The sequence below is a fragment of the Vibrio syngnathi genome (assembly GCF_002119525.1).
GTDB classification, from domain to species: domain Bacteria; phylum Pseudomonadota; class Gammaproteobacteria; order Enterobacterales; family Vibrionaceae; genus Vibrio; species Vibrio syngnathi.
Genome location: NZ_CP017917.1, coordinates 64,339 through 90,126 on the forward strand (window position 1 = coordinate 64,339; position 25,788 = coordinate 90,126).

A 25,788-nucleotide genomic window follows, 5' to 3' on the forward strand; every position below is an offset into this window, starting at 1 on the left:
TTTATTTAATTTAGAGATAGATAAATTTACGGATAAATATATTTAAATTAACGGATAAATTAAGGCGTAACATGTTTATTATTAAATATTATATGCTTCTTGCTATAGCTTGTTTTTTTGCTGCTGCTCTTATACCACAGCTAATAATCCGTGGTGTTTTTGCCTGGTGTAGTTTGTCGATGTTCATCGTTAGTGTTGCCTACATCTTCGATATGCCGTCAATATTTAGGAAGACTAGCGATGGGAAAATAGTGTGGTGGATTAGATGGATCTTCATTCCATTCTTCTTAGGTGTTCGACTGTACAATGCATGGGCAATTAAAAGAGATAAAGTTGAACCAATACAGAAGGTTGGAAAAGGTTTATATGTATCTCGTCGTTTGTTCCCTTCAGATTTATCGTTCTTAGAATCTCAAAACATCCATTGTATTGTAGATGTTACAGCTGAGTTTTCTGGTTTAGAAAGTGCAATGACCGGTGATCAATTTCGCTATTTAAACACCCCGGTTCTTGATCATAAAGTCCCTAAAATGCATAAGCTTAAACATGCTATAAATTGGATCGATACCCAAATCAATCAATCTAGATCGGTTGTTGTGCATTGTGCTCTCGGTCGAGGACGTTCTGTCTTTGTCGTAGCTGCCTATCTTTTAGCAAAAAATCCGTCACTTACTGTAGAGCAGGTCTTGAAAAGTATTAACGACGTGCGAAGTACAGCCCAATTGAACCATCTACAACTAAAAACACTTCAAGCAATCAGTGATAAAGGTTTGCTCACTCTTGGCCATAAAGCTTGCCTTATTGCCAACCCTGTTGCAGGTGGTGGTAAATGGTTGGCGAATGAACAACAGGTTATTCGTGAACTTACGAGAAAGTATAGTTTAGATATTTTTCTTACTAGCCAAGAAGTATCAGCAGAAATATTAGCTAAGCAGGCCAAAGACCGGAATACTGCGCATATTATCGTTGCAGGTGGCGATGGGACGGTTAGTGAAGTCGCAAGGCAAGTTAGGAAGACTGATACACAACTCGGGATTATACCTTTGGGTACCGCGAACGCTCTATGTCATATGCTTTATGGATTGACCTCGAAAATATCGCCTGTTGAAAAAGCGTGTGAGGCTATTTTATCTGGCAACTCAAAAAGAATCGATCTGGCGTTCTGTAATCAACAACCAATATTACTGCTTCTTGGTATTGGGTTTGAAGAACAGATGATCGATTACGCACATCGAGAACAAAAAAATGAAAAAGGGCAATTCGCGTATTTGACTGGGTTCTTCAATGCAGTAATCACCGACGATAATCAACATTTTCAAATTTCAATCGATGACCAACCATCACAAAGTATGAAACTACAAAGTTTGGTCGTGGCGAACTCTTCCCCTTTTAGTACTGTGCTTGCTCAAGGGGGACAGCCTCCTAGGCCGGATGATGGGAAGCTGCATATTACCTATTTGGAAAATACAAATTCACTTAGTAAACGAGCTATCGCTCTATCTGATCTGTTGTTATCGAGTCTCGGAGCGAAAGAACAAGCTAGTTACTTTACTTATGCTTCGGCACAGCTCGTTAAAATTGATTCTGACCGACCTATTTCATACGTGATTGATGGAGAGACGTATTCGGCTGATTCACTGGAGATAAGTATTGATAAGCAAGCCTTAACGGTTTGTATTCCATGAATGTATTGAATAATCCGCATATTGAATAAGAAGGAGACACCATGGAAATGAATCTCTCTTTTAACTTAGAGAAGTTTCAGCATCTGATAGAGGGTAAGTTAGAGCATTGGTTAGTTGAAGCAATTAAACTTATCCCTAACCTGATTGTTGCTTTTGTTACGTTTCTTATTTTTATCTTTGTTGCCAACATAAGCGGTAAGTTGTTTAAAAGATTGAGCAATAGAGTTGTCGACTCTCAAGAAGTCATTAACTTACTGGCTTCTATTGTTAAGGTTACCATTGTTACTATTGGATTTTTTGTCGCGTTAGATTTTGTTGGGCTCCAAGGTACGGTTACATCGTTGCTTGCCGGTGCCGGTATTCTAGGTTTAGCTATCGGTTTTGCTTTTCAAGATATGACTGAGAACCTCATTTCAGGTATTACAATGAGTATTCGTAAACCTTTTAAAATTGGCGATGTTGTTGGTTCCAACGATGTCATGGGTACCATAGTCAAAATAAACTTACGAAATACACTGGTTGAAACGTTCTCTGGTCAACACGTCATGATTCCCAATAAGATGGTTTTCCGAAATATTTTGACGAACTACAGTCGAAAAGGACGAAGAAGGGTCGAGATCCCTGTGGGGATTTCCTACGCAGACTGTCCTAAAAGAGCCGCTGAGGTGATAACCAAAGCGATAAACCAAAAGTCTTATGTTAGTCGGAAAGAAGATACGACGGTTTACGCTTCAAGCTTTTCTGATAGTAGCGTTAACTTATTGGTTTGGTTTTGGATTGAGTACCCAGGAGGTTTTGGTTATATGGACGCAAAGCACGACGGTATTATAGCGGTTAAAGAGTCATTATCAGAGGCTGGAATGACAATACCGTTTCCGATTAGAACACTTGATTTTGATCCCAAAGGCGGTAAAAGTCTGTCTAGAATGATGACTGGGGCTGTCGATGACGCTTCCTAGAATAACATAGCGGTCCCTCTCGTAAAAAAGCGTCAAGGCAATATGCCTCGACGCTTTTTATTTTGAGTGATGTCAGAATTAGATCAGAATTAAACCTAGATTATTCCCACTGTTTAATGATTGTGTTGTAGGCTTTGATTCTCTTCTCAAGTTAATTAATCGTATCTATTTTAGATGGGTTATATCTGTTACAAATGCTTTGCTATCTCATCATTTTCAACTTGCAACGCCGCAACCCAATAGGAAAAAAAAGCAGACATATGTTGATTGTTAAACTTTCTAATAGTGTTTTTGAGGTAAGAAATTAGGCTTAAATTACTCTGGTACATATCGTTATAACTAACAATTAACGCAGGGGGCTGACTCAATATGTCATTGTCATTAACTTCATTGTTAATGCAGAACTTGGTGTTTACTTCGTTTATTAATGAACGTTCAACTTTTATAAATCGATTTGCAGCTCTTGCAATGTTCCCATGTGCTTTCTGTTCAATTAGGTCAACACATGAGAAGTAGTGATCTTTCAATGTACATAGTATTTTTTCTATGCCTTTATAGTGAATTACCTCAAGGGGATCATTGTCCTTTTTAAACAACATATCATTACTCCTTTTTATCTCAGTAGTATTTATAATTTCAGTTGATTTATAATAATTAAAATAAGCCTTTTCTTTGATTCTGATTTCCAACCATCATTCGCTAATAACTAATTCTGACGCATGTTGTGTATTTGGTCTCGACATGATTCCATTTCATTTTTTACCACTTTTAATCTTCTTCTCCCTTCTAAATCAGGGTTAGTTTCTAGCAGTGATTCAATGTCGGAAATGATCTTTGTCTCGACACCTTCTAGGTGCTTTAAATAGAGCTCTTGATTGTTTTTACCTTTTGTATCTTCCGCTTCAATACAGCGCTCTCTGGCATTTATCGTATAACTAGCGGGTATCTGTTCTTGATGTATTTTTGAGTAGTAAGTTAAAGATTGTAACTTTAACTCTGCACATTTCTTTACCGTGTAGATATCAAAAAGATTTTTTGCCATCTTTTCACTTCTTATGTTGGATATCGCTTTTTCGTAAATAATATTTCCACTTTTTATCAGGTTAACAATAGATAATATACTTTGGTTTCTCATGAATCCTCATTTGGTTCTAAGCTGTATTTGGTTTATTGCATTTTTTATGCCAATTAATAACCCTATATTCAGCTTGTTTCGTCTAAGGTTTTACTTTGTTTTTGTAAAAAATACATTAATAGATGTTTTCTAGTGAAATTATTACATTGATTAATGCCATTTATTAATGATATGGGAGCTTATCTTCAATTATTCTGGTACTTGTGAAAGTTGGCACGATGCTAGCATTGATTATTAAAGTAGCTAGAGATTAATATTATTCTCTGGCTTATGATAATCAAATAAGGAGAAAACTTATGCCAAAGTCAAACGCTAAAAATTCAGAAGCCAAACAACAAATTGAAGAAACTTATGAAAAAGCTGAAGAGGCCGCAGTAGAAGTTATCGAAAATGTGAAAGAGGCGGTCCATGAAACTCTCGAGGCCAGCTCTGAAAGTGTGAAGAACACGTCTGAGAAAGCGGAAAACATCATTAAAGAGCGTCCATTATTGAGTGTTGGCTGTGCGTTTCTCGCTGGTTGGGCTGTCTCGAAGTTAATCAAATAGCCATATATCAACATCGCAATTGAGAGAGCACCGTTATGCAGGTAAATAGTCAAAATGATCCAGTAAACTCTGCCAATGATAAATCGAGCGATCGTAAGGTGGATGATCTTAAACGTTCTGCTTCTGAGTTAAATGGATTGTGGAAAGACTTAGCTATATTACAGACACATACCCAGCAATGGTCTCAATCGACCTTAGAGCTTTTCTTATTGGAGTTTCGCAATAGTGTTGATGCATTTAAAAAGCGTCTTGTGTTTCAGCTCCTCTTTGTTGCGTTGTTACCGCTGTTTCTTTTTAGTATCGCCGTCGGTGCTGGAGTAGTGATCTACTACTTCACTTTGAATCTGTTAGCGGGTTACGGCGCGTTTATATTCACACTCGGTTTGATTCTAATATGCTTGGTACTTCGTTCTAGTTACTTAAAGCAATTTATAGGTTTTGAATGTACGAAAGAGCAATTGAAGGAGGGGTTACATGTCATCACTCAAGAATCGACAAAGACAGATTCAAATGAAAAGACTTGAGGGGAGAAGTAGAGCTCGTCAAGTTGCACTTTGTATGGGACTTATTCGTCACAAAGGAAAAGAGTTTGTTCACAAGTACCCCTTGTATGCTCTTGGCATCACAGGCCTTGGTGTTGTAATTTTGAATCGAACTCATCGTTTTAAATCGTCTGTTTTTGGTTATAAACAGCTATCGCTAATACTTAATTTACTTAAGTAACCATCATTTTTAATTCAAGTTAGTGTTGGCTGACGGTATCGAGTGCCTGATTCAAATTGACGAAGCCTCAAAAACAAAACCTCCTACTCATAGGAATAAAATGACATCAAAAAAATACAGTATTCTTAGACAACGAAGTGTGTTGCAAACTAGTTTTATGCTCCTTGCTGTTCTCATGATGTCTATTTTTACATTACATATCGCCAAGCCATTTTTGTTGCCAATCATCTTTGGTGCTTTTATTTCTTTGCTATGTAGCCCTCTAGTTAACTACCTTACTCGCTTCGGTATCCCTCGAGTTATTAACGTAATGGCTGTACTTATTGGTTTTATTGGCTTTGTTGTGATTAGTTTGAATATGTTGAGTGAGCCCGCTCAGCAATGGTGGTCAAAATTACCAATGTTGGTTGAGAATGTATCTAATGAAGTGAGTGAGGTTACTCAAAACAGTCGCTTAACTGACGCCACCGGGTTCTCCATGAGTAGTACTGTTACCAATGATGGGCTTACCAATAACACGGCTTTTTCCATTATAGAATCAGTGCTTACGACAACACCAACCATTGTTACTCAGTTGTTGGTTGCGTTTCTTATGGCGTATTTCATGATGAATTACGGTCGAAAAATTTATTCTCAAAGCTTATCTCTTTTTGAATGCTTTTCAGATAAGCGTAGGGCTGTTGAATTGGTTAAAGTTGTTCAAAAGGATTTGTCTCGTTACATAGGCGCCATCACCATCATTAATGTTTGCTTAGGACTCACTGTTGGCTTTGCTTTTTATATGATGGGATTGCAAGACCCTTTCCTTTGGGGCGCTTTTGCAGGCTTAATGAATTTTATCCCCTATCTTGGCCCGATGGTTTCAGTTACGTGCTTTGCTTTAGTCTCTTTTATACAGTTTGAGTCGTTTAGCTACGCATTGACGGTCGCTGCGATCTTCCTAGCGATTAATTTGATAGAAAGCCAATTGGTTACTCCTACATTACTGGGGAAAAGGTTTAGTCTCAATCCGCTGATTTTATTTGTATGGCTTGTATTTTGGGGTTGGCTATGGGGCTCTATGGGAATGCTAGTAGGGGTCCCATTACTTGTCTGTGTGAATGTATTTTTTGAACAGTTAAGACATCCAAGGTTGAATGCTCATAAAGGTCAGTAGAGCAGAAGTAAGCCTTGATAACCACTCAGCGTCACTTCTTTCACATAGTCTCCAATGTTGCCATTTGTATCGACCGGCCTCATTGGCTTGTTTAATGGAATACTGAGTTTAGGTACCAAATAGAAGTCACGATTTTTACCATAGAAATCGGTTCGATAAAGTACGCGACCTTGCTCAAACTCTCTCGCGAGCACCATCTCTTGTGGGCCTCCCTCTACGATGTTTGTTTCCGAACGATAAAGAAAATAGGTATAGGTTGGTAACAGCTGAACCTTACCGTTTGGCAGATCAGCATGCACAACTTGGTGCTTGGTTGAATCGCCGACAATGGTGTAGTCACTAGGTGTCGAGAGTGTGGTCGAAAGCATCAACGGAATGGGCTCTAATTTATTTGGAATCCGGTTGGCTGGAGAACCTAGGTCGACCTTGAGCAGTTGTGTCGGTCGGTAAGCGATGTTTTTCGGCACACCACTCTTCCAAAAATTCTCTTCGGTAGTATTGCCGCTGCCATACACATAACTGCTATTCCACTGGTTAAAATAACTATGTTGTGGCTGGTAGCTGAGGTAATAAATAGCGAGGGTTGAATACTGATCTTGTTGCCAGTTATCTTGGCTGTTACCTAGGTATTGAACGCGCCCATAGCGAGTAGTGGCTTGGAATATAACGTTTGAATCAGTGTTAGCTAACGCTGAGTTGTCCCAAAACTTAGATAGTCCAGCATAGCCACTAAAACCAGTGGAAGGGAACAGGTAGTGCTCTCTAAAATACAAATTTCCGGCTTCAATCAGGTGTGATTGTCCATTTTTGCCATACAGATTGGCCGTTCCTATATTGAGACCTACCGAGGCTGTGTCCTTGTTAATCTGCAAGCGTTTGAGAAAATTAGAGAATTGTTGTTTGTAGAGATTATCAGCCTCGACAGAGCCTACGACAACCCCAAGCTCACTGACGGTTCCCCCTGAATAAACCTCAAATTGATTACCGCCTAAAAGCTTATTGGTATCGTCGTTGTAGGCGCCATTGAGCCCTTGCTGCCCCCAATGTTTGGAATAGTAGTTTCGCATCAACATCAGTAGGTCTGGGTTAGCAAGGTTGGTCAATGACCACGATGAGTTTTGGTTCCACATTCGACCGAAAGGAATAACGCGTGACTCCCAACGAAATCGAGCTGTAGCCAATTTGTTGTTCCTTTTTTCATACTCATAAGATGATAAATAGTTGTCTTGGTCGAGATCGGCTGATTGGTCAAAACCACGGATTTTTCGCCAATGGTTAGTTTCTTTTGGTAGTTGCGGGTCTGTCTTGGAAGATTGCAGATCTGTCTTGGAAGACTGCAGATCTTTGAATTCTATTTTTGGGAAATAGTTCTTTAATTGAACGTGATTTAAGCGAGGCCGAATATCATTTCGGCTCCCTTCCCAGCGCACTCTAACAACGTATAAACGCCCGCCATCTCGAATAAACGTAGAACCAAAATACTGACCTCCACCATAACTCTGGCCACTTCCATCGTGAGTGCTTGCTCTTGCCCAGTTAGATGGTACTTGCCAGTTTACGGCTTGGTTCTGGGTCATGTTGCTTGTGTTGTCTTCCGTTATAACGACGCTAGACCATGCCGTAACTTTGCCCTGAACGTTCATCGACGATGGATACTCAATCTGAAATTCTCCGCCCTGCGCAAAGCGTGAAAATTCAAATGCTAAGTGATTGAATTTCTCAGAGTGGTAAATATAGAGCGCCCCACCTTGCTCAAAGTTTTCAAACACATCGGCATCCCAAGGCGGTTGTTGATAAAGCGAAAACCCCGCATGCATTTCATCTGCGGTATAGCCAACGATCATAGGCTTGCGATTTAAAATTGTATTTTCACCGTGTGTAGAGTCTGGTTCTGCAAGAATTGTGTCTTCTGAAAAGTGTAGAAAAAAGTCTTCGTAATCAATGCCATTTCGCTTTGTGGCGTTTCTAATTTCGTTTTCCAACGCTCCCGAATTTAGTTCTAACTTTTGGTTGTACATATAGCCGATACTATTGGCTTTTTCGTTGTCACTTTTATTGCCGTAAGCCCCAAATACCAAATCGCTGTTATTAATCTCCCAATCAATCACTTTGTCTGCTGATACAGCAGATCCTTGCAGGTTGTTCCCTTGCTCATGCTGGCCGGGTAGCACAATGGCGTAGTTAGCTAAACTGGCATTTGGAAGTGCGAGGCTGATAAAGGAGAGGAGTGACCATAACGAGGTACTGTGTTTTTTCATGAAGTTTCCTAGCTACGATGGGAGTCACCTTGTAGTGATCAATAAATACCGGAGACTCGCTAAAGCAAGAATAACAAAACGTTCTCAGAGCGATATAAGTGTAGCAAACCCTGTCAATGAAATTATCGTCTCTAACTTGACAGCTTAGAGGTTACTAACAACTATTAAGTTGATGATTTTAAATCCGTAATCCATAGATTTACCGAAGTTGCATGATTAAGGGCGTAGGTGTGGATATTTTTATGACGTTCACCTTGAGTGAACTCGATAAATAAGGAGAGGATGCCTCTTATGATGTCTTTATTATTTTTGTTGTTACTTGTGGCGATGGTGTACGGGTTTTTCGGCAAGAAGACCGCCGCGTATGGCTTTTTCGCTGGCTCTGTGATCCTTGGTTTGTATTGGTTTAATCACCATGCGACTGACCCTTTGTCGATCTTATTGTAAGGAGCGAGCATGAATCGAAATCAGTTAACTCTTCTGAATACGCTTGGGTTACTGGGTATGACAGCCGTTTTGTTGATCGGCTTTATTCTTCAGTTTGTCCTCAATGAACTTCCTTGCCCACTGTGTTTACTGCAACGAATTGGCTTTGTGATGGTCGCGTTTGGCTTCATGCTGAATGTGGTTTATGGGCCTCAACCTCGTCACTATGGGGTTGTGCTAATTGGCGCTTTGTATGGTGTCGCCACATCGTTAAGACAAGTTTCCCTACACGTGATTCCGGGTACTCCTGGTTACGGTAGCCCTATTTTTGGGATGCATTATTACACTTGGGCCTTTGTGTTGTTCGCTGCAACCATATTGGGTGTTGCCGTGATCTTGATGCTGACCAATAAGGCCGAGTCTCATGAACTTTACAAGATGAGTAATTTCGGGCGGATTGTTTGTCTGCTGGCTATCGCAGTGGTGGCATTGAATGCTATTGCTACGTTTGTAGAGTGCGGGCCTTATCAGTGTCCGGATAATCCGGTGAGCTATTGGTTACTTAATCAAGGTTCTGGTGGATAATTTCTGGATTGGAACAAAAAGAGCGAGAGGCTAACCTCTCGCTCTTTTTGTATGTAAGGCGTTCTCAAATTGGTGAATAGTTTGGCTGGCTTGGATTAGATTGCTTAGCGATTCACCTGCTCAACAACCTCTCGCGTTAGGCGGGCGATCTCATCCCACTCTTCGTTTTCAACGAGCTTCTTGTCTACCATCCAAGTGCCACCGCAGGCTAATACTTGAGGTACAGCCAAGTAATTGTCGATGTTTGATGACGTAATGCCGCCTGTAGGCATTAGCCGAATATCGCCGTATGGGCCGACTAATGACTTAACCATACTGATACCGCCTGATGCTTCTGCTGGGAAGAATTTGAGTGTCGTTAATCCCATTTCTAATGCCGCTTCAACGGTGCTTGGATTGTTCACACCTGGAATGATATCGATGCCGATCTCTTGGCATGCTTTAACTGTGTTTGGATTGAATCCCGGTGATACCACAAACGTTGCGCCCGCTTTTTTCGCGGCCAGTGCTTGCTCACCATTCAAAATCGTTCCGGCACCAATCAGCATGTCTGGTTGAGCTTGTCGTAGCAGTCGAATAGCTTCAACTGCGGCTTCTGAACGGAACGTAATTTCTGCTGCAGGCAGCCCATTTTCAGCCAAGACTTTACCTAGTGGAATAATATCTTCAGCGTTATCAATCGCGATAACAGGGATAACTTTAAGTGCTTTTAATTGGTCATTAATTGTAGGCATGGTTTACTTCTTAATAGGGTTTGAAAGAGTATCGGTGATGGCTTTTGGAATAATTGCACCGTGGTGTTGAATCACTAGTCTCGCTAGTGCATTACCTTGTTGACAGGCTTCTTCAATAGAACCTCCAGAGAGGTAACAAGATAAGAAGCCACCGTTAAAAGAGTCACCTGCAGAGGTGCTATCAACCACAGTTTCGATAGGTGTCGTTGTGATTTTTTCTGGTTCATTTTCGGCGTTTTCGCTGATCAAGCAGCCTTCAGCACCAAGCTTTACAACAACAGTTTTGACGCCGAGTGCATGCAGCCTTGTTATGGTGTCTTGTGGTGTTTGATCACTCCACAACAGTTGTTCATCATCGAACGTGACTAGGGCTATATCGGTCGTTTTATAGCCCAATAGATAGCATTCTTTAGTTGCGGCCTCTGAGCTCCACAACTTTGGTCGGTAGTTACTATCAAAGGCGATGGCAACGCCGCGTTCACGTAGACCTTGGATGATAGTGAGTAACTTTAGCTGATCGCCACGAGGCAAGATCGCCAGAGAGATTCCGCTCAAAAACACCATATCGACATCTTCAAGTTGTGCGGCTATTTTGTCGAAATCTGGGTGCTGTACCATGTAGCGAGCAGCCGAGTCATTACGCCAATACAGAAATGTGCGTTCACCAACGTCGTCTAATTGAATCAGATACAGGCCTGGCGAGCGCTGTTCGTCGATAAGCACTAAATCGGTTGATAACCCTTCATCTTGCCATCGGTTAAGCATCTGCTGACTGATAGCGTCTGAGCCTAGCGCTGTGACATAACTGGTACGAATCATAGGTGCATCTGACGAACAGGAATAGCTGGTGGCACTTCGGTTCAAATAAACAGCGGCGTTGAGCGTATCCCCACCATAGGTCTGTTGCATGGTACCGAATGGAGCGCCGTTCAGTTCTATCATGCACTCGCCGATAATCGCAATGTGGCTCATAGTGTGCCCTTACAGAAAAATTGGTATTGCTAGGTATAAATGATGGAACGTGGCTACAAGGAAAGTAGCCACGTTGATTCTTTTCCCAATAGCTTGAGAGGAGGTCTTATTTGTTGTCTAGTTTCACGAACAACAGCGTTAGAACATAAGACAGTGCGAACACACCAACCACGCCCATTAGTGCTTGAATGAAGTTTTGTGTACCGCCTGCAAGGTAAGCCGGCAAGCTGAACACAGAAGAAAGAATGTAGCTGGTTAAGTGAGTATCTATCGTTACCGAGATAGCACCGAACACACCCGCAGCCAAACTCGCGGTCATCATTGCTTTTGTGTATTTCGTTAGGACACCAAATAGAGCTGGCTCCGTGATGCCTAAGATAGCGGTAACGCTTGAGCCCATAGTAATTGAAGATTGCTCTTTAGAAACTGTCTTACGCTGCTTGTGCCAGATTGCCATTGTCGCACCGGCAATTGCCATGTTACCTAAACACATGATTGGCATAAGTAAATCCTTACCATACAGTGCAAAGTTGTTCAGGCTGATTGGTGTCATGCTGTGGTGAATACCAAACACAATGGTAATTGGGCGAGTTAGACCAAACACAAAGCCCGTTAACGTCGGAGAGATTTCCAGTAGTGAACTCATCACCCAACCTGCGCCATTACTTAGCCAAATTCCTGCTGGGCCAACAAATGAAAGCGTGATAGTAGAAGTCACAGTAAACGCAAGCAGTGGCGTAAATACTGGTTTCGCTGAAGAGGGTACCAGTCGGTCAACCATCGGCGTGACTTTAGACAACAACCAAATCGCCAAAATAGCGGGTACGATAGCGCCACCGTAGTTGAGCAGCTCAATGGGTACTACGCCTAGCACCGTCAGCTCAGGTGCAGCGCCAGCCTCTTTTAGCATCGCCGCTTTATCTACTAGCTTGGGTGCTAGCATTGCAGAGGAGACAGCAAGTGCTATGTACTCGTTTACTTTGAATACCTTAGCGGCAGAGAAAGAAACCAGCATAGGTAAGAAGAAGAACACAGCAACAGAGATTGAGCGGAAGAAATAAACCGTGTCTGAGGTTTCAGAGATAACATTGGTTGCGATAAGGCCAGAAAGTAAACCCATCAACATACCTGCACCGGCAATCGCTGGAACTACAGGGCCGAAGATGCCCGCGACAATGCGCATCACGCCTTGGAACAGCTTGCCTTTCTCTAGCTCATCGGCCGGATTAGCGTCAGCTTGTTGAGTATTCGAGAGCGCGTTGAACCATTTCTCTACCTCAACTCCAATGATAACTTGAGTTTGGCCTTGTTGAAGGACCACACCTTTCACATCAGCGATCTTCTTGATAGCCTCTTCGTCTACCAGAGACTCGTTTGCTAATTTGAATCGTAGCCTTGTCATACAGTGCGTGATACTCACGATATTGTCTTCACTACCAAGTGCAGTGATTAATAACTGTATATTTTCTTTGAATTTTTTATTTTTCGATGATGACTTTGAGTTATTAATAACGGCATCACTTTTTTCTACCATTTGCATACTACACCTGTTATTGGAATGTATTTAACTCGAGCAATCATAACGACAACCAATTTAAATCCAACGCAGTAAAAAGAGATCTCAATCACACTTAAAATTAGAAAAATTATTTTTTCAATGTTTTTAGCCAATTGGTATGTTTTGTTTATCAAAAAAATACTCTTAACGTACCAATTATTTTTTCGAAAAATTAGCGCTTGAAATGTGGTTTTTAAAGCGGTTAGATAATAGGAGTTGACTTAAGTTTAGGTTATTTAATTGTGAAAGAAACTATTATATCTGATATCCATTGTATTATTACTAAACCAGACAGACACAATCTCATTACCGTGGTAGTTGAAACGAATGAAGGCGTGACTGGATTTGGTTGTGCGACATTCCAACAGAGACCACTTGCTGTAAAAACAATGGTCGATGAATATTTAAAACCTATTCTTATTGGTAAAAACGCCAATAATATTGAAGACTTATGGCAAATGATGATGGTCAACGCTTATTGGCGAAATGGCCCTGTCATCAATAATGCAATTTCCGGTGTTGATATGGCACTGTGGGATATTAAAGCTAAATTGGCGGGTATGCCGTTACACCAATTATTTGGTGGTAAGTCTCGTGATGCTATTCCTGTATACACACATGCGACTAGCGACACGATGGAAGGTATTTATGAGCTGGTGGAGTCTTTCCTAGACAAAGGCTACAAGCACATTCGTTGTCAGCTTGGTTTCTATGGCGGTGTTCCAACCGATTTGCATACCACTCAAAACCCAACTGAAGGTTCGTACTACGACCAAGATCAGTACATGGACAATACTCTAACGATGTTTAAGTCGCTGAGAGAGAAATATGGTAACCAATTCCATATTCTGCATGATGTTCATGAACGCCTATTCCCGAACCAAGCGATACAATTTGCCAAAGAAGTCGAGCAATACAAGCCTTACTTCATTGAAGATATTCTGCCGCCCAATCAAACTGAATGGTTGGATAATATCCGTAGTCAAAGCTCAGTTTCATTAGGTTTAGGGGAGTTATTTAATAACCCTGAAGAGTGGAAATCTCTGATTGCTAACCGCCGTATTGACTTCATCCGTTGTCATGTTTCACAAATTGGTGGGATTACTCCGGCTCTGAAACTCGGCCATCTATGTCAGAACTTCGGTGTTCGTATTGCATGGCATTGTCCGCCAGATATGACGCCAATTGGTGCAGCGGTAAATACGCATTTGAATGTGCACCTACACAATGCAGCAATTCAAGAGCATGTTGAATACAACGAGAACACACACAAGGTATTCCCGAACGCTGCAGAGCCAATTAATGGCTACTTATACGCTTCAGAAATCGCAGGTATTGGTGTTGAAATCGACCGAGAGGTTGCAGCCGAGTTCCCTGTTATGTATCGCCCCCATGAGTGGACTCAAAGTCGCCTTCCTGATGGCGCGATCCACACTCCATAACTCATTGAGTTAATCAAAATGGCCGCTTAAAGCGGCCGTTTTTTTATCTGAGATTTCTCATTGGTTTTAGCTTCAGGGTCAGTGTTCGTTCTAGATTTTTTTGCTGTTGCTTGCCTAGCCAGTTAATCAGAAAGTTATCAAATTTTTCATATCTAAATTCTTAGTATTATCTCTCATATAACTTCGATTAACTGAATTTAAATCGCTCAGTAATAACAGGCTGACTATCATGATAAATATTTCATTATAAGTTTACGTTAATTCCCCCCACTTTCTAGGCTTGTCTTTTCGATACAATTTTAAGTTTTATTTGATCGGTTAATGGAAAAGTAGTGATGTACATTAATTATCACTGTTATTGTTTTTAATACGGTTTCATTCGCCTTTAGCTATTGAAAGTTCAATCGACAAACTGGCTGTTATTAAATAGCTTAATGGTATTAATAGTTAAGTGATTTAACGTATTTTCTATAAAACCACACATCTATTGGTTGTTATTTAATCTGTGTTGTGTAATAGAGGTTATTTTAGTTTTTAATTTTGCATTTTACATTTAAAGCATTGAATTTAAAGTGTATTTTCATAAATGTAAAACAGTGATTTAGGTCTGCAATTTCAGATGGATAATATTGTGGGTGAGGAGTTAATTAGTAAATATACGCCCTAGAAATCGAGTCGAATACTGTCCATATATTTCAACTTGAAGACCAATAAGTTGCTATGCAACTAATAACAATAAAATAATATTAGGGTTTATATGAAAAGCACATTCAAACTGTCTTTAGCTGCTGTTTTAGTTACTTCTGCAATGGGGGTTCATGCAGGCATTGCCATTGTTGATACAGAAGAAGGCAACTTCTCTGTCGGTGGTAACGTTGAGCTGAACTTCAACTACCAAGATAGAGAGTCTAACGATAACGGTGACGCAGAGTTCAACCAAGATGGTCGAGTTCTGATTGAATTCGCTGGTGAAAAGTACACCAGTAATGGTCACTATGTTGGGGTTAAAGCGCAGCCTCTATTTGAAAGCACAGGCAATGTCGCACTCGATGATGCCTATTTTGAGTTCGGCAAAAAAGACGGGTGGGCGATAAAGGCGGGTCGTTTTGAAGCCTACGATATGTTCCCTGTGGGCCTCGATGTTTTCCTTGAATATTCAGGCGATACTTCAAATGAACTTTATACGGGTGGCAGCGCATATGTGTACCAGATGAAAGAAGCACGTGGTCGTGGTTCTGATGGTCAGTTGATGTATAGCCAAAGTTTTGGGGATTTGTATGTCGAACTAGGAACAATGATCGGTGATCGATCTGACTTGTTCTCTGATAGCTACCATGGTGTGGAAGTAGACCACGACAACGCTAAAGATGCGTTCCTTGTTCGCCCGGTTGTGTCATATAAAATGGGTGACTTTGCTATTGCAGCCTCAATGGAAACTAACTTAGTCAGCGATGCCGTTGTCGACAGTTCGGGTAAAGATATCTCTGACCGAACTGGCTACGGTCTAACAGGTAATTGGTCTAATGGTTCTTGGAACGTTAACGCTAACTTTGCTTACTTAGATGCTGTCGATGAGGCTAATGCAACTGTGGGTTTGAACGCGCTTTATAACAACTTCGGTATCGGCTACATCTATGGTGCGAACGAATATGACTCAACATGGGCGAAAGGCGATGTGACGGTTAACACAGGCTACGCATCTTATGAGTTCCAGAATGTGCTCGAAGTACAAGATTTCTCTGTTCTTCTTGGTACTTACTACACAACAGTCGATAACAAAACGACGAACACGTCTGCGTTCTCTGAAGACGATGATTTTGGTGCTCGTGTACGTCTGTACTACGAATTCTAATAACAGTTGATTCAATTCTACTGACAACCCGCCACTGTGCGGGTTGTTGTTTTTTTTTGGGGAGGAGGAGAGCTACGGAAAATAAATGTGGGAAGGCAAAGTGGTTTGAATACCAACCAAACCGTTACTTTTTGTCTCGGAAGCTCATGCTCTCACTGTTAAAAGGCGTGTGGTAGGTGCATTGATAGTTGATGTCGATGATATCGCTGACGATGAACAGTTCACCCGATGCCAAGAAACCTCGGTTGGTGATATTCATCGCTGCTGCATTTTTTTTGCAGCCGAGTAGCTCTGCGTCTTCTTTAGAAACGTTGATCGCTTGATAAGTCGTTAAGTAGCTATCGATCTGAAGGCCTTTCGCTAGCGCATGTTTCTGGATTGAGCTTTCAATGATCTCGGCATTCATCTCTGGGAAGACGCTGACAGGTATCTTGGCTTCTTCAATCTGGACTACTTTGTTGTTAATTAATCGAAGTCGTCTAATTTTCCAAATGTAGTCATTGTCGTCTAAAGAAAAAATCTGCTGTTCGTGGTTATCGGGTAGCGCTTTATTCAGTTGGAGCTTTTTATAAGTGATTTCTTCAAAACTGTTTTCAGTGATGGAGTTGTACACTAGTGGTGTACCAATGAGAGAAGTGTTGACGAAGTAACCAGAACCTATTTTAGATTTCACCATGCCAATAGCCTCTAGCTTGGCTAGCGCTTTACGAATCGTAAAACGAGATAATCCATATATTTCAGATAGTTCTCTTTCTGAAGGAAGCTTATGGTTGATACTGTTTTGGCAAATTTTGCTCACAATATCTTGAACAACTAACTCGTACTTTTTCATAGATCAATCACTTTAAAGTGTATTCACTGTGACTAAAGAATAGTGAACTAAATCAAGGATTCAGCACGCTCTGAATGACTGATAATTATAACATAGAAGGTTAAATGGGGGATGATAATTGAGGGTAGCTAGGTACATTAGTGATGGTCTTCTTTGTGCCAGCTCTGTGACATATTGTGGTTTCAGTCCTCATTTTGTAAAACAAGATTATGAACTTTAAGGTGCGGCATTTAATGTCTGTGTTGTTGCTATTTTAAGTGACTAATTCAGGAGTAGGGTATGAGTTCGAATCAAATCAAAAATGTCGTATTTGATGTGGGTAATGTGATTGTGCGTTGGTCGCCGCTGGAAATTACTCAACTAACGTTTGGTAACATTGCCGACCCTGAAGCCCGAGCGCTTTCGATTTTCCAAAGTGCGATTTGGTCGGATTTGAACAAAGGGTTCTTAACCGAAAATGAAGCCAAACTTCGTTACCAACAAGAGCTCAATTTATCTTCATTAGAGTGCGACCGCCTGTTTTATTACGTTAAGCAAACGCAGATCTTATTGCATGGTTCTGTCGACCTCATCGAGCGTGTAAAGCGTGCTGGGTATGGTGTGTATGCACTTACCGACAACGTGGCCGAGATTGTTGAACACCTAAAAGCCACCTACGAATTTTGGCCTTTGTTTGATGGCACAGCCGTATCCGCTGAACTTGGCATGCTTAAACCACAGCCTGAGATTTACCAAGCGTTGCTTTCTAATAATGGACTTGAAGCTTCAGAAACGGTGTTTATTGATGATATGCCTTACAACGTAGAAGGGGCAAAGGCCGTAGGCATGGCAGGCATTCAGTTTATCGATTCTGTGCAATGCGAGAACGAACTGCGTGCTCTTGGCATCGAATTTACGTGACCATGTAGTGAAGTGCTCAAGTTATCTATATTTAGTCAGGTTTCTCTATACAGATAATCTAGGTAGGCAAGATAAGTAGAAAAACGACGGATAAAAGCTAAAATGAATCGATTAAAAAGAGGCGATGTTTCATCATGAACATCGCCTCTTTTCTATTTGTTCTTTTAATTAACTTTATTCTTCTACTTAACTCTATTGTTCAGTATTCAAGTGTCGAATCAACTTCGCTGGCGTACCACCGTAGAGACAGTCTGGCGGAACATCCCTGTTGACCACAGAGTTAGCCGCGATAACCGAACGAGCGCCAATCGTCACGCCTTGGTTAATCACCGAGTTTCCGCCAATCCACACATCATCTTCTACTGTAATAGGCAGACAGAAGGTTTCCCATTTACGACGACTGAGGTGATCCAGTGAGTGAGAGGCTGTGTAAAACTGGGCACTTGGCCCCACCAATACATTATTACCAATTCTGATATTCGCACCATCCAGCATCACCACGTTCATGTTGATGAAGGTGTCGTCACCAATCTCGATGGTTTTACCAAACTCACAATGAAAAGGGGGCTGGATTAAGCTGCTACTACCAACCTTACCGAATAGCTGCTCTTGCAATGTGTGTTGTTGATCTGGGTTTTGGTGGTTGTTGAAAGCCATTAACGCCTTTTTGGCATTGGTACGCATGGTATCAATTTCTTGGTCTACACCATCATACACTTGCCCAGATAACATTTTATCCAGTTCAGTTTTATCGTTTGTATTACTCATGCTTGCCCACTTTCCGGGAGTCTCGGTCTAAATGACGAATACTGCAAGATTAGCGATTTTTGGATATAAAAAAAGAGAAAAGCCTCAGCCTTTCTCTTCCTATTTTGTACCTTTAAGCACTAATGCTAAGTGAGCCCAGCTATTCAGCAAAAGGCGCGCTCTACAAATTAGATTTGTTCAACAAAACCCATTAGATGCTGTTTCACTTGGTCTGAAGCAAAAGCGCTCTCCACAGAGTACTTGTAGATTTCTGCGTAATCTTCTTTTGTTAGGCCGAAAGTCTCACATACACGCTTCACTTCGTTGGTCATGGTTGTGTTCGACACAGTACGGTTGTCTGTGTTGATGGTAACAACGATGCCGTCTTTCTTGAATTCAGCAATTGGGTGGTCGCTGAATTTGTGAATACATTTAGTTTGCACGTTACTTGTTGGGCAAGTTTCAAGCGCAACCTGCTTCTCTTTAACGATGTTGTACGCGTCTTCGTTACCTTGGATATGAACACCGTGGCCGATACGCTCAGCGTCAAGCAGAGTTACTGCATCGTAAACGTTCTGACCATGCCATTGCTCACCTGCGTGAACCGTCACACGGTAGCCTTTTTCGATCGCGTATTGCGTGTACTCAGGGAATTCAGCGCAGAAGCCTGGCTTTTCACCACCAGCGATATCAAACGCAACAACACCTTTACCTAGGTAGGGTTGGCCTGCATCGATTACGTCTTTAATAGAATCTTTAGGGAACATACGAAGCACAGACATGATGTAGTTGCCCTTGATGTCGTATTTCTCTTCAGCACGCTTCATGCCTTTTACTGCGCTTGCAATGATCGTATCAAGAGACAGACCTTTGTTTACGTGCAGGATTGGTGCGAAGCGAACTTCTAGGTATTTAACGTTCTCTAGTGCCGCGTCTTCGTATAGCTCGAAAGAGATACGTTCAATCGCTTCTTCAGTCTGCATTACTTGTAGTGGCAGGCTGAAACAAGCCAGATACTCATCTAGGTTTTTGCAATCTTCTGGCACAGTTAGAGATTGAACAACCGCGTCGCGATCTTCAGGTAGTTCGATATTGTACTGTTTTGCTAGGTCAATAATCGTATCTGGGCGAACACTTCCGTCTAGGTGGCAGTGTAAATCAATCTTTGGTAGTGCTAGAAAATCCATGAGTATTCCTTAATTCTATTATTCTTTGAGTGTTTTAACTCACATGCGCTAAATTTACCAAGACAATGATATGATTTAAAGTGACAATTAATCATCATTAACCTGAATTTAGGGAATATCATGGTAGATGTTAAAAGCTTACTTAAATGCGATATGAATTTGTTGCTTTGCCTACACGTTCTTATTGAAGAGCGAAGTGTGAGTAAAACAGCAGAGCGACTCTTTTTGAGCCAGTCTGCGGTAAGTAAACAGCTCACTAAGCTGAGAGCTTTGTTTGATGACCCGCTATTTGAGCGAGAATCCAAAGGGCTATTCCCCACACCCAAAGCACTCGCGTTAGCGCCTAAGATCCACCAAATTCTACTGCAGATCGAAAAGCTGACTGTTCCCGAAGTTTTCGACCCCAAAGACAGTGAGCGTACCTTTACTATAGACCTTGTCGAAACCGCGTACACGGCGATTTATCCGCATTTTATGCCGACGGCACTTGCTGATGCGCCTCACATCACCATCAACAGTTCAACGTGGAGCAGCGATAGCTTCAAGCGCTTACTGAAGCGTGAAGTGGATTTTGGTATCGGTATCTTTGAGCTAGATGAGCGCGCTTCTACCCACGTGCAGTGTATTCCTGATGAGCTGGATTATGTGGAGCTGTGCTTGGATTACTCGGTGTGTTTGATGCGAAATGACCACCCAGCCTTGCAAGAAGAGTGGAACCTCGACACTTTCTTGAAGTATCGACACATACAGTTGGTGACGGGTGGAGCCGGTGATTGGCTTCTAATGGAAGTGTTAAATTCCAAGCAATTGGAAATCAATAAAGCCGCGAATGTTTCAGACATCACCAGTGCCATTAAGCTGTGTAAGCAGAGTGATTTACTTATGTGTTACCCATACAACTCGGTACGCGATTACATTGATAGCGGAGAGTTGGTGATGAAGCCTGTCCCGGTTGATTTGGTGCCGGGAGGCTTGTTCCTTCTATGGCACAAATACTTCGATTCAGAACCGAGCCATAAGTGGCTCCGAGATTTGATAGTCAATAAGACCCAAGACACTCCTGATGTCAGTCACAACTTGTCAATCACAACTAAAGCACTTGATTAGTTGAATACCTATTAAAAAACCAGAACGCATATTCTGGTTTTTTGTTTCTGAGATTAGAGGGAATATGTGAATTTTGGAGCGAGAGTTAAGTTCTTAGCTTAGTGAAAGCCAATGGTGTTTGCCCTGTTTGTTGCTTAAAAAAGGTAATAAAGGCGCTATCTGAAGAGAATTCAAGACGATGGGCAACATCACTGACAGGTAAGTGTTGAGCGAGTAGCTCAATCGACTTAATGAGTCGCCATTGCTGACGCCAGTCTTGATAAGTCATTCCTGTTTCAGCCCTAAATAATCGCGTGATAGTTTTAGTGCTCGCCCCAACCGATTGAGCGAGTTCATTGAGTGGTGGAACCAAGAAATCTTCTCTTCCAACTTGCTCGCTAAAACGTTTTAATCGGCGATCTGTCGGCAGTGGCAATACCAAAGATTGCTGCTTCGCTTGATTGAATTCTTCCCAGAACAACGTACAAGTTGTGGTTGTTTTATTCATGGCGATATCCCAATCCCACAGCGCTATTTTGTTGATCAGTGCTTTCAATAAATCATCGACGTTGACTGTTGTGATTTCTGGCGGGCACTCGAACAGAGCGGTATCAAAATATAAAGAACGATAAGAGACCACATTGGTCATCTGCGCTCGGTGCGGCACGTGTGGCGGGATCCACACGGCTTTGGTCGGCGGTAAAATACACAGTGCATTGTCAAGCGTGAGCGTAATACAGCCGTATGGCGCGTAAAGAAGTTGCCCTTTATTATGCTGATGGATTCCAGAATCATGCTGTCCGAGATCTGCAGCAATCCCCACGACGTTTGCTTTGATGCCATTTGCATCAACGATTGAATCTACGTTAAATACGGTTGTTTCATTGATGAATGCCATCTGTCCCAATCTTGATGTTTTTGGTTTTAATGTTGTTAACGAGTCAAGGTTAGTTTCCACTAGACTGCCCGTCAAGTTGATTGATATTGGAATAAATGATGAAAACAAAACCTTCGCTATGGCAGATGATGGTGCTACTGATGTTTCCGCAAGTTGCAGAGACCATTTATAGCCCGGCTTTAGCTTCTATTTCGCAGTCTTTTGCTGTGACCAACGCTCAAGCCGCCCAAACCCTCTCGGTTTACTTTTCGGCGTTAGCGATTGGTGTGGTGGTATGGGGAATCTTGGCGGATAAGTGGGGTAGACGACCAATCATGCTGCTCGGGTTAACTATCTTTGCTTGTTCAACAATAACGGCAATGCAAACCGAAAGCTTTACTGTTTTGATGTTGGCGAGAGCTACGAGTGCATTTGGTATCGCCGTTGGTTCTGTGGTGACACAAACCATGCTCCGTGATGTGTTTAGTGGTGATGAGCTTGCTAAGGTTTTTAGTTTTATGGGAATTGGACTATCGATCAGCCCTGTTGTCGGGATGCTCTTAGGTGGTCAGCTCGTTCATGTGGGCGGTCACCAAGCAGTATTCTCTGCGTTGTTTGCATTGGTCATGTTAGTGCTAATTTACAATGTAAAGATGCTTCCAGAAACTCAGCAGTCAAAACAGCCAATGCAACTTAAAGCGCTGGGTTTTAAGATGTTAAAAGATCGCCAAATTTGGACTTCTGCCATGCTGGTGGCACTGTACAACATCGCGCTGTTTTCTTATTACCAATTAGGCGCTTTTACTTTTTCAGAACTTGGGCTCAGTGCAGAGATGTTTGGGTATAGCGGCGTTGTTTTGGGAGCAGGTACATTCCTAGGTAGCTACCTGAACAAGATACTATTAGACAAAGGCTTTTCTCAAAACACATTACTCAGCGTTGCCTGCGGTTTGTTGATGTTTGGCTCTTTGGGCGTGTTAGCGATGCAGCATCATATTGGGTTCCTGTTACCAATGATGTTGGTGGTGATGGCGTTTGGTATCGCAATCCCTAATGTTTTGAGCGGTGCTTTGGTCGACTACCGTTCACGAGCGGGCAGCGCTGGCGCGGTGTTAGGTTTGCTTTATTATTTGATGATTGGCTCTGGACTGGCCGTTGTTGGTATGGTGCAAAACTTAGGCGTGAGTTTGGTGTGTTGCGCGCTAATTGTGGCCACTATTACTTTCACATCCAAGGTTAGAACTCGCTGTTAGTATTGGCTCAACGTTCGGCTAATTGATGATTTTAATACACAATCCTGCTTTTTGACCGAAGCAGGTTTTTAGGTTTTTCTCTAGAAGAAAGATCATATTGTCGCGGTAATACAACCAGTCTCTGCAGAGCGTATTGGTATTGGCTCAGACTCAAGTTACAGCTATACGATCGTCGGCTAAGCTCTATTATGTAAAAGTCGGTAAGGCTAGCAAACTTGTCTAACCATAAATCACAAATGGTTGATCCATAATTGGTCGAGCTCACACCAACCGAAACCATTCACTTGCGCGCCGTGTATCTTTTCAGAAACCTCTAAGTTGAACGCCTCTTGCTTGAGCTCAACCACAACCCCAGAGTTATTCAACCAATGCTTGAGTGCTAACAGTGCATTCATCGCTAACTCAAAGTTTGGCTGGCTTCTTATTGAGGCCAAGTATTGTTCTATTGTCTCTAACATCTCAGCAGGCAGCGCTAACTCCTCAAAGGGGAAGCGAGTGAAAAAGCTTAACCACGAAGTGAAGGGGTCGTTCTCATCAATAATGCTGCATAGCGCGACGTCTTTGGTAGTTAGGTAGTGGCCATATTCCACGTTGGTTTTGCTGTCGCCGGATACTGATAACTGATCGAAAAGGGCTTGGCATTCAGAGGTGTCTTCAACGGTGAATTCACTAATGGTGTTCGACAACATCGGGTTCTGAATTTTGAAAAACGTTGAGCCGAAATCCGGTTGAGAATAATGGTCATCACCACGCACGGTGGTCGTCTTTTCGGGCAGTTTCACGCACACCTGATTTTGAGCGCAGGCTTTGCTCTGTGCCCATTCCGGATAGACCCACAACTCGACTCGATTGAGAATCGGAGTGCTATGTGAATACGCGCTATTACGGTTTAATCTCAACATCTTGCTCGAGAATATGTTTAATGAGAACGCGCCAGAACCAATCAACCTATCAGTCGGTGATGAGGGATCAAATACAGAGGCTTCAACTCTGGAAAGTAAGCGCGGTAAATGCCAATCAGGTTGATTCAATTTTACGACAACCACATTACCTGCCGAGGCAGAGACCTCATCAATATGCTGATAACAGCGACGCCATATTTTGCTTTGGCAGAGCGAGTTAAGGTTGCACGCTATGTCTTGAGGTTCGAGAGTTCTTCCGTTATGAAAGCGAACGCCATTGCGTATTTGAAAGTGCCACTGTGTCGCATCTTCATTAGGCTGCCAATGATAAGCCAGATCGCCGCTGAGTTTGCCGTGCTTAACTGAGGTTAAGCGTTGGCAAATTTGCATCACTAAGAAACGTTCGGTGCGCCTAAGTACTCGTTGAGGGTGAAGAGCCTCGAGCTCTCGGTGAAAGGGGATGTACGCGATATTCTGCGCCGACGAATTGGTATTGCTTAGAAAGGCTTGCAACTCAGCGCCAGCATTGCGGCCATTGAAGCTCAAGGTGCTAAAGACCTGTTCTATGTTACCTGCGTCAGCTTGGGTTTGTGCGTATTGGTAACATGCCTCAATGGGCTCAACCAGACACGTGAGTTGTGCCTTCTTGCTGCGGCCTGAGCTGGCTTGCCACTCAAGCCAACCTTGTGCTGTCATCGCTTTTATTAAGGTCTGAACATGACGCTCACTCACATGCAGCAGTGTGGCCAGTTGGTTGACCTGACAATGTGATACTCCAGGCCCAAAAGCCTGAAATATCTTTTCATACAGTTCAAGCTTGCGCTTAAGGTTGCCCAATTTGCTTTTCCTAACGACGAGGTTGAGTTAAATGTGGATAGCCAGAGTCAATGAGTGCTTTTTCCATCGTATCGAGAACTCGTGAGGTTATCTCTGAGCTTAGGATATCCGACTCAGTTTTGCCTTGAAGCACCAATCCTGAAAAATGGTCGATTTCAAATTCGAATCCATTCCCCATCACTCGGTTGGTGATAGTCGACTTTTGCCCTTGATGTTCAATGTCAATAAAGGCCGGGTTCCACCATTTTTCGTGGATGGTGATCTTGGTATCAGGCCCACTCAAATGTGCTGTTCTGGGAAGGTTCTGCACCGTTGATGCCGATATTTTTCCGTTCATATCACCAGAGAATGTAAAGCATGCATCGGTATCAACATTCACCCCCTCATAAAGACACGACATCTCTACTTGAGGTTTTGAAGGATTCACACCCAACGTGCGACACAGATCGTAGAAGAACCAAAGCCCATAGACGCCGACATCGAGTGTTGCTCCGCCTGACAAATCCGGATTGAAGATAAACAAATCGGGCTCATAGTCGTGATGGTTACCAAAGCTGGCTTCGATTGAATCTATCTGAATGTTGTTGTCGACCAAAAATGATTGGAGCTCACGATACGCGGGAAACACCACGGTTTTCATCGCTTCTAACAGCATCACGCCATTTTGCTTGGCGAGGGCTTTCATCTCCAGCCAATCATTAAGATTGGTGAAAGCGGGCTTCTCGACCAATACGTGTTTTTTATGGCTTAGAAACAGTTCAGCAAGTGGCTGGTGGTATGGATGAACGGTGGCGATGTAAACCGCTTCTACTGTTGGGTCATTCGCCATGGCTTCATAAGAACCATAAGCCTTGTCGCAACCAAACTTGTTGGCGAACGTGGCTGCGCGTGAGTGATCTCTGGCGGCAACCGCATAAAGCTCACTATGCAGACAGTGTTCTGTGACTGCGGTTGCGAATAGATTGGCGATATTACCTAGCCCTGCGATGCCCCATTTTGTTTTGCGTTGCGTGTCGCTCATCAGTTGCTCCAAATCGTTGTTTGTCTCAGTGTACTCAGAGGCGCCACATACAAATAGAGAACAGATTTCTCAACCTGTTCTCTATTTAATTCTATTCTAGTTGAAGCTCTGGATCA

25 protein-coding genes are annotated in these 25,788 nt (G+C 42.3%); 13 read left to right on the top strand and 12 right to left on the bottom strand.

Annotated features, from left to right (window positions below; genetic code table 11):
• Positions 1-71: 71 nt before the first annotated feature.
• Together K08M4_RS15285 and K08M4_RS15290 are read left to right on the top strand one after the other, a co-directional pair.
• Positions 72-1,685 carry a diacylglycerol kinase family protein gene (locus tag K08M4_RS15285; RefSeq protein WP_010431949.1) on the top strand — a complete coding sequence of 538 codons (1,614 nt, stop codon included), beginning with the start codon at positions 72-74 and terminating at the stop codon, positions 1,683-1,685.
• Positions 1,686-1,726: 41 nt separating this feature from the next.
• Positions 1,727-2,644, top strand: a complete 918-nt coding sequence (locus tag K08M4_RS15290; RefSeq protein ID WP_016797856.1) for a mechanosensitive ion channel family protein — start codon at positions 1,727-1,729, stop codon at positions 2,642-2,644.
• A 188-nt stretch (positions 2,645-2,832) separates the two neighbouring features.
• On the opposite strand, the gene K08M4_RS15295 is transcribed toward K08M4_RS15290, so the two are convergent.
• Positions 2,833-3,243 (bottom strand): hypothetical protein, encoded by a 411-nt coding sequence (locus tag K08M4_RS15295; protein WP_010431943.1) that lies wholly within the window; start codon positions 3,241-3,243, stop codon positions 2,833-2,835.
• Between the two features lie 107 nt (positions 3,244-3,350).
• Positions 3,351-3,779 carry a DUF2383 domain-containing protein gene (locus K08M4_RS15300; protein WP_010431941.1) on the bottom strand — a complete coding sequence of 143 codons (429 nt, stop codon included), beginning with the start codon at positions 3,777-3,779 and terminating at the stop codon, positions 3,351-3,353.
• A gap of 296 nt (positions 3,780-4,075) precedes the next feature.
• On the opposite strand from K08M4_RS15300, the gene K08M4_RS15305 reads away from it, so the two are divergent.
• The 4 genes from K08M4_RS15305 (at position 4,076) to K08M4_RS15320 (ending at position 6,203) form a co-directional block, all read left to right on the top strand.
• Complete coding sequence (locus K08M4_RS15305; RefSeq protein WP_010431939.1) at positions 4,076-4,324, top strand: hypothetical protein; 249 nt, start codon at positions 4,076-4,078, stop codon at positions 4,322-4,324.
• Positions 4,325-4,359: 35 nt separating this feature from the next.
• Positions 4,360-4,848 carry a hypothetical protein gene (locus K08M4_RS15310; protein ID WP_086050493.1) on the top strand — a complete coding sequence of 163 codons (489 nt, stop codon included), beginning with the start codon at positions 4,360-4,362 and terminating at the stop codon, positions 4,846-4,848.
• The gene (locus K08M4_RS22335) at positions 4,835-5,047 is read left to right on the top strand and encodes a hypothetical protein (RefSeq protein ID WP_016795981.1); all 213 of its coding nucleotides are present in this window, start codon (positions 4,835-4,837) and stop codon (positions 5,045-5,047) included. The genes K08M4_RS15310 and K08M4_RS22335 overlap by 14 nt, the downstream gene beginning before the upstream one ends.
• A gap of 100 nt (positions 5,048-5,147) precedes the next feature.
• Entirely contained in the window at positions 5,148-6,203 is a 1,056-nt protein-coding gene (locus K08M4_RS15320) for an AI-2E family transporter (protein WP_010431932.1), read from the top strand.
• Here K08M4_RS15320 and K08M4_RS15325 read toward each other — a convergent pair.
• Entirely contained in the window at positions 6,197-8,461 is a 2,265-nt protein-coding gene (locus K08M4_RS15325) for a hypothetical protein (protein WP_086050494.1), read from the bottom strand. The genes K08M4_RS15320 and K08M4_RS15325 overlap by 7 nt on opposite strands.
• Before the next feature lie 291 nt (positions 8,462-8,752).
• Here K08M4_RS15325 and K08M4_RS22155 point away from each other — a divergent pair, with 291 nt between their 5' ends.
• Together K08M4_RS22155 and K08M4_RS15330 are read left to right on the top strand one after the other, a co-directional pair.
• Complete coding sequence (locus K08M4_RS22155; RefSeq protein WP_198299343.1) at positions 8,753-8,908, top strand: DUF5993 family protein; 156 nt, start codon at positions 8,753-8,755, stop codon at positions 8,906-8,908.
• A gap of 9 nt (positions 8,909-8,917) precedes the next feature.
• Positions 8,918-9,472, top strand: coding sequence for a disulfide bond formation protein B (locus K08M4_RS15330; protein ID WP_086050495.1), 555 nt, complete (start codon positions 8,918-8,920; stop codon positions 9,470-9,472).
• A 104-nt stretch (positions 9,473-9,576) separates the two neighbouring features.
• Here K08M4_RS15330 and K08M4_RS15335 read toward each other — a convergent pair whose 3' ends face one another.
• The 3 genes from K08M4_RS15335 to K08M4_RS15345 form a co-directional block, all read right to left on the bottom strand.
• Entirely contained in the window at positions 9,577-10,206 is a 630-nt protein-coding gene (locus K08M4_RS15335) for a bifunctional 4-hydroxy-2-oxoglutarate aldolase/2-dehydro-3-deoxy-phosphogluconate aldolase (protein WP_086050496.1), read from the bottom strand.
• A gap of 3 nt (positions 10,207-10,209) precedes the next feature.
• Entirely contained in the window at positions 10,210-11,178 is a 969-nt protein-coding gene (locus K08M4_RS15340; protein WP_086050497.1) for a sugar kinase, read from the bottom strand.
• 106 nt (positions 11,179-11,284) lie between these two features.
• The gene (locus tag K08M4_RS15345; protein WP_086050498.1) at positions 11,285-12,718 is read right to left on the bottom strand and encodes a PTS transporter subunit EIIC; all 1,434 of its coding nucleotides are present in this window, start codon (positions 12,716-12,718) and stop codon (positions 11,285-11,287) included.
• A gap of 260 nt (positions 12,719-12,978) precedes the next feature.
• Between K08M4_RS15345 and K08M4_RS15350 the strand changes: the two genes are divergently transcribed.
• Positions 12,979-14,178, top strand: a complete 1,200-nt coding sequence (locus K08M4_RS15350) for an enolase C-terminal domain-like protein (RefSeq protein WP_004732372.1) — start codon at positions 12,979-12,981, stop codon at positions 14,176-14,178.
• Positions 14,179-14,935: 757 nt separating this feature from the next.
• The gene (locus K08M4_RS15355; protein WP_086050499.1) at positions 14,936-16,030 is read left to right on the top strand and encodes a carbohydrate porin; all 1,095 of its coding nucleotides are present in this window, start codon (positions 14,936-14,938) and stop codon (positions 16,028-16,030) included.
• A gap of 124 nt (positions 16,031-16,154) precedes the next feature.
• On the opposite strand, the gene K08M4_RS15360 is transcribed toward K08M4_RS15355, so the two are convergent.
• On the bottom strand, positions 16,155-16,862 hold the full coding sequence (locus tag K08M4_RS15360; RefSeq protein WP_086050500.1) for a GntR family transcriptional regulator: 708 nt from the start codon (positions 16,860-16,862) through the stop codon (positions 16,155-16,157).
• A 279-nt stretch (positions 16,863-17,141) separates the two neighbouring features.
• Here K08M4_RS15360 and K08M4_RS15365 point away from each other — a divergent pair, with 279 nt between their 5' ends.
• Positions 17,142-17,762 carry an HAD family hydrolase gene (locus K08M4_RS15365; RefSeq protein WP_086050501.1) on the top strand — a complete coding sequence of 207 codons (621 nt, stop codon included), beginning with the start codon at positions 17,142-17,144 and terminating at the stop codon, positions 17,760-17,762.
• A gap of 192 nt (positions 17,763-17,954) precedes the next feature.
• On the opposite strand, the gene K08M4_RS15370 is transcribed toward K08M4_RS15365, so the two are convergent.
• Complete coding sequence (locus tag K08M4_RS15370) at positions 17,955-18,530, bottom strand: sugar O-acetyltransferase (protein WP_086050502.1); 576 nt, start codon at positions 18,528-18,530, stop codon at positions 17,955-17,957.
• 167 nt (positions 18,531-18,697) lie between these two features.
• Positions 18,698-19,696, bottom strand: a complete 999-nt coding sequence (gene add, locus K08M4_RS15375; protein ID WP_086050503.1) for an adenosine deaminase — start codon at positions 19,694-19,696, stop codon at positions 18,698-18,700.
• A 120-nt stretch (positions 19,697-19,816) separates the two neighbouring features.
• Between add and K08M4_RS15380 the strand changes: the two genes are divergently transcribed.
• The gene (locus K08M4_RS15380; protein WP_086050504.1) at positions 19,817-20,803 is read left to right on the top strand and encodes a LysR substrate-binding domain-containing protein; all 987 of its coding nucleotides are present in this window, start codon (positions 19,817-19,819) and stop codon (positions 20,801-20,803) included.
• 85 nt (positions 20,804-20,888) lie between these two features.
• Here the strand turns inward: K08M4_RS15380 and K08M4_RS15385 are convergent, their stop codons facing one another.
• Complete coding sequence (locus tag K08M4_RS15385; protein ID WP_086050505.1) at positions 20,889-21,680, bottom strand: AraC family transcriptional regulator; 792 nt, start codon at positions 21,678-21,680, stop codon at positions 20,889-20,891.
• Between the two features lie 98 nt (positions 21,681-21,778).
• Between K08M4_RS15385 and K08M4_RS15390 the strand changes: the two genes are divergently transcribed.
• Entirely contained in the window at positions 21,779-22,912 is a 1,134-nt protein-coding gene (locus tag K08M4_RS15390) for a multidrug effflux MFS transporter (RefSeq protein WP_086050506.1), read from the top strand.
• A 230-nt stretch (positions 22,913-23,142) separates the two neighbouring features.
• Here the strand turns inward: K08M4_RS15390 and K08M4_RS15395 are convergent, their stop codons facing one another.
• Together K08M4_RS15395 and K08M4_RS15400 are read right to left on the bottom strand one after the other, a co-directional pair.
• Positions 23,143-24,651: an SgrR family transcriptional regulator gene (locus tag K08M4_RS15395; protein ID WP_086050507.1), complete on the bottom strand. Its 1,509-nt coding sequence runs from the start codon at positions 24,649-24,651 to the stop codon at positions 23,143-23,145.
• A 10-nt stretch (positions 24,652-24,661) separates the two neighbouring features.
• On the bottom strand, positions 24,662-25,672 hold the full coding sequence (locus K08M4_RS15400; RefSeq protein WP_086050508.1) for a Gfo/Idh/MocA family protein: 1,011 nt from the start codon (positions 25,670-25,672) through the stop codon (positions 24,662-24,664).
• Positions 25,673-25,788 lie beyond the last annotated feature (116 nt).

Bases quoted from the DNA above. Each gene is read 5' to 3' on its own strand.
- K08M4_RS15285 (WP_010431949.1), top strand. From the start codon at position 72: ATGTTTATTATTAAATATTATATGCTTCTTGCTATAGCTTGTTTTTTT.
- K08M4_RS15290 (WP_016797856.1), top strand. From the start codon at position 1,727: ATGGAAATGAATCTCTCTTTTAACTTAGAGAAGTTTCAGCATCTGATA.
- K08M4_RS15295 (WP_010431943.1), bottom strand. From the start codon at position 3,243: ATGTTGTTTAAAAAGGACAATGATCCCCTTGAGGTAATTCACTATAAA.
- K08M4_RS15300 (WP_010431941.1), bottom strand. From the start codon at position 3,779: ATGAGAAACCAAAGTATATTATCTATTGTTAACCTGATAAAAAGTGGA.
- K08M4_RS15305 (WP_010431939.1), top strand. From the start codon at position 4,076: ATGCCAAAGTCAAACGCTAAAAATTCAGAAGCCAAACAACAAATTGAA.
- K08M4_RS15310 (WP_086050493.1), top strand. From the start codon at position 4,360: ATGCAGGTAAATAGTCAAAATGATCCAGTAAACTCTGCCAATGATAAA.
- K08M4_RS22335 (WP_016795981.1), top strand. From the start codon at position 4,835: ATGAAAAGACTTGAGGGGAGAAGTAGAGCTCGTCAAGTTGCACTTTGT.
- K08M4_RS15320 (WP_010431932.1), top strand. From the start codon at position 5,148: ATGACATCAAAAAAATACAGTATTCTTAGACAACGAAGTGTGTTGCAA.
- K08M4_RS15325 (WP_086050494.1), bottom strand. From the start codon at position 8,461: ATGAAAAAACACAGTACCTCGTTATGGTCACTCCTCTCCTTTATCAGC.
- K08M4_RS22155 (WP_198299343.1), top strand. From the start codon at position 8,753: ATGATGTCTTTATTATTTTTGTTGTTACTTGTGGCGATGGTGTACGGG.
- K08M4_RS15330 (WP_086050495.1), top strand. From the start codon at position 8,918: ATGAATCGAAATCAGTTAACTCTTCTGAATACGCTTGGGTTACTGGGT.
- K08M4_RS15335 (WP_086050496.1), bottom strand. From the start codon at position 10,206: ATGCCTACAATTAATGACCAATTAAAAGCACTTAAAGTTATCCCTGTT.
- K08M4_RS15340 (WP_086050497.1), bottom strand. From the start codon at position 11,178: ATGAGCCACATTGCGATTATCGGCGAGTGCATGATAGAACTGAACGGC.
- K08M4_RS15345 (WP_086050498.1), bottom strand. From the start codon at position 12,718: ATGCAAATGGTAGAAAAAAGTGATGCCGTTATTAATAACTCAAAGTCA.
- K08M4_RS15355 (WP_086050499.1), top strand. From the start codon at position 14,936: ATGAAAAGCACATTCAAACTGTCTTTAGCTGCTGTTTTAGTTACTTCT.
- K08M4_RS15360 (WP_086050500.1), bottom strand. From the start codon at position 16,862: ATGAAAAAGTACGAGTTAGTTGTTCAAGATATTGTGAGCAAAATTTGC.
- K08M4_RS15365 (WP_086050501.1), top strand. From the start codon at position 17,142: ATGAGTTCGAATCAAATCAAAAATGTCGTATTTGATGTGGGTAATGTG.
- K08M4_RS15370 (WP_086050502.1), bottom strand. From the start codon at position 18,530: ATGAGTAATACAAACGATAAAACTGAACTGGATAAAATGTTATCTGGG.
- add (WP_086050503.1), bottom strand. From the start codon at position 19,696: ATGGATTTTCTAGCACTACCAAAGATTGATTTACACTGCCACCTAGAC.
- K08M4_RS15380 (WP_086050504.1), top strand. From the start codon at position 19,817: ATGGTAGATGTTAAAAGCTTACTTAAATGCGATATGAATTTGTTGCTT.
- K08M4_RS15385 (WP_086050505.1), bottom strand. From the start codon at position 21,680: ATGGCATTCATCAATGAAACAACCGTATTTAACGTAGATTCAATCGTT.
- K08M4_RS15390 (WP_086050506.1), top strand. From the start codon at position 21,779: ATGAAAACAAAACCTTCGCTATGGCAGATGATGGTGCTACTGATGTTT.
- K08M4_RS15400 (WP_086050508.1), bottom strand. From the start codon at position 25,672: ATGAGCGACACGCAACGCAAAACAAAATGGGGCATCGCAGGGCTAGGT.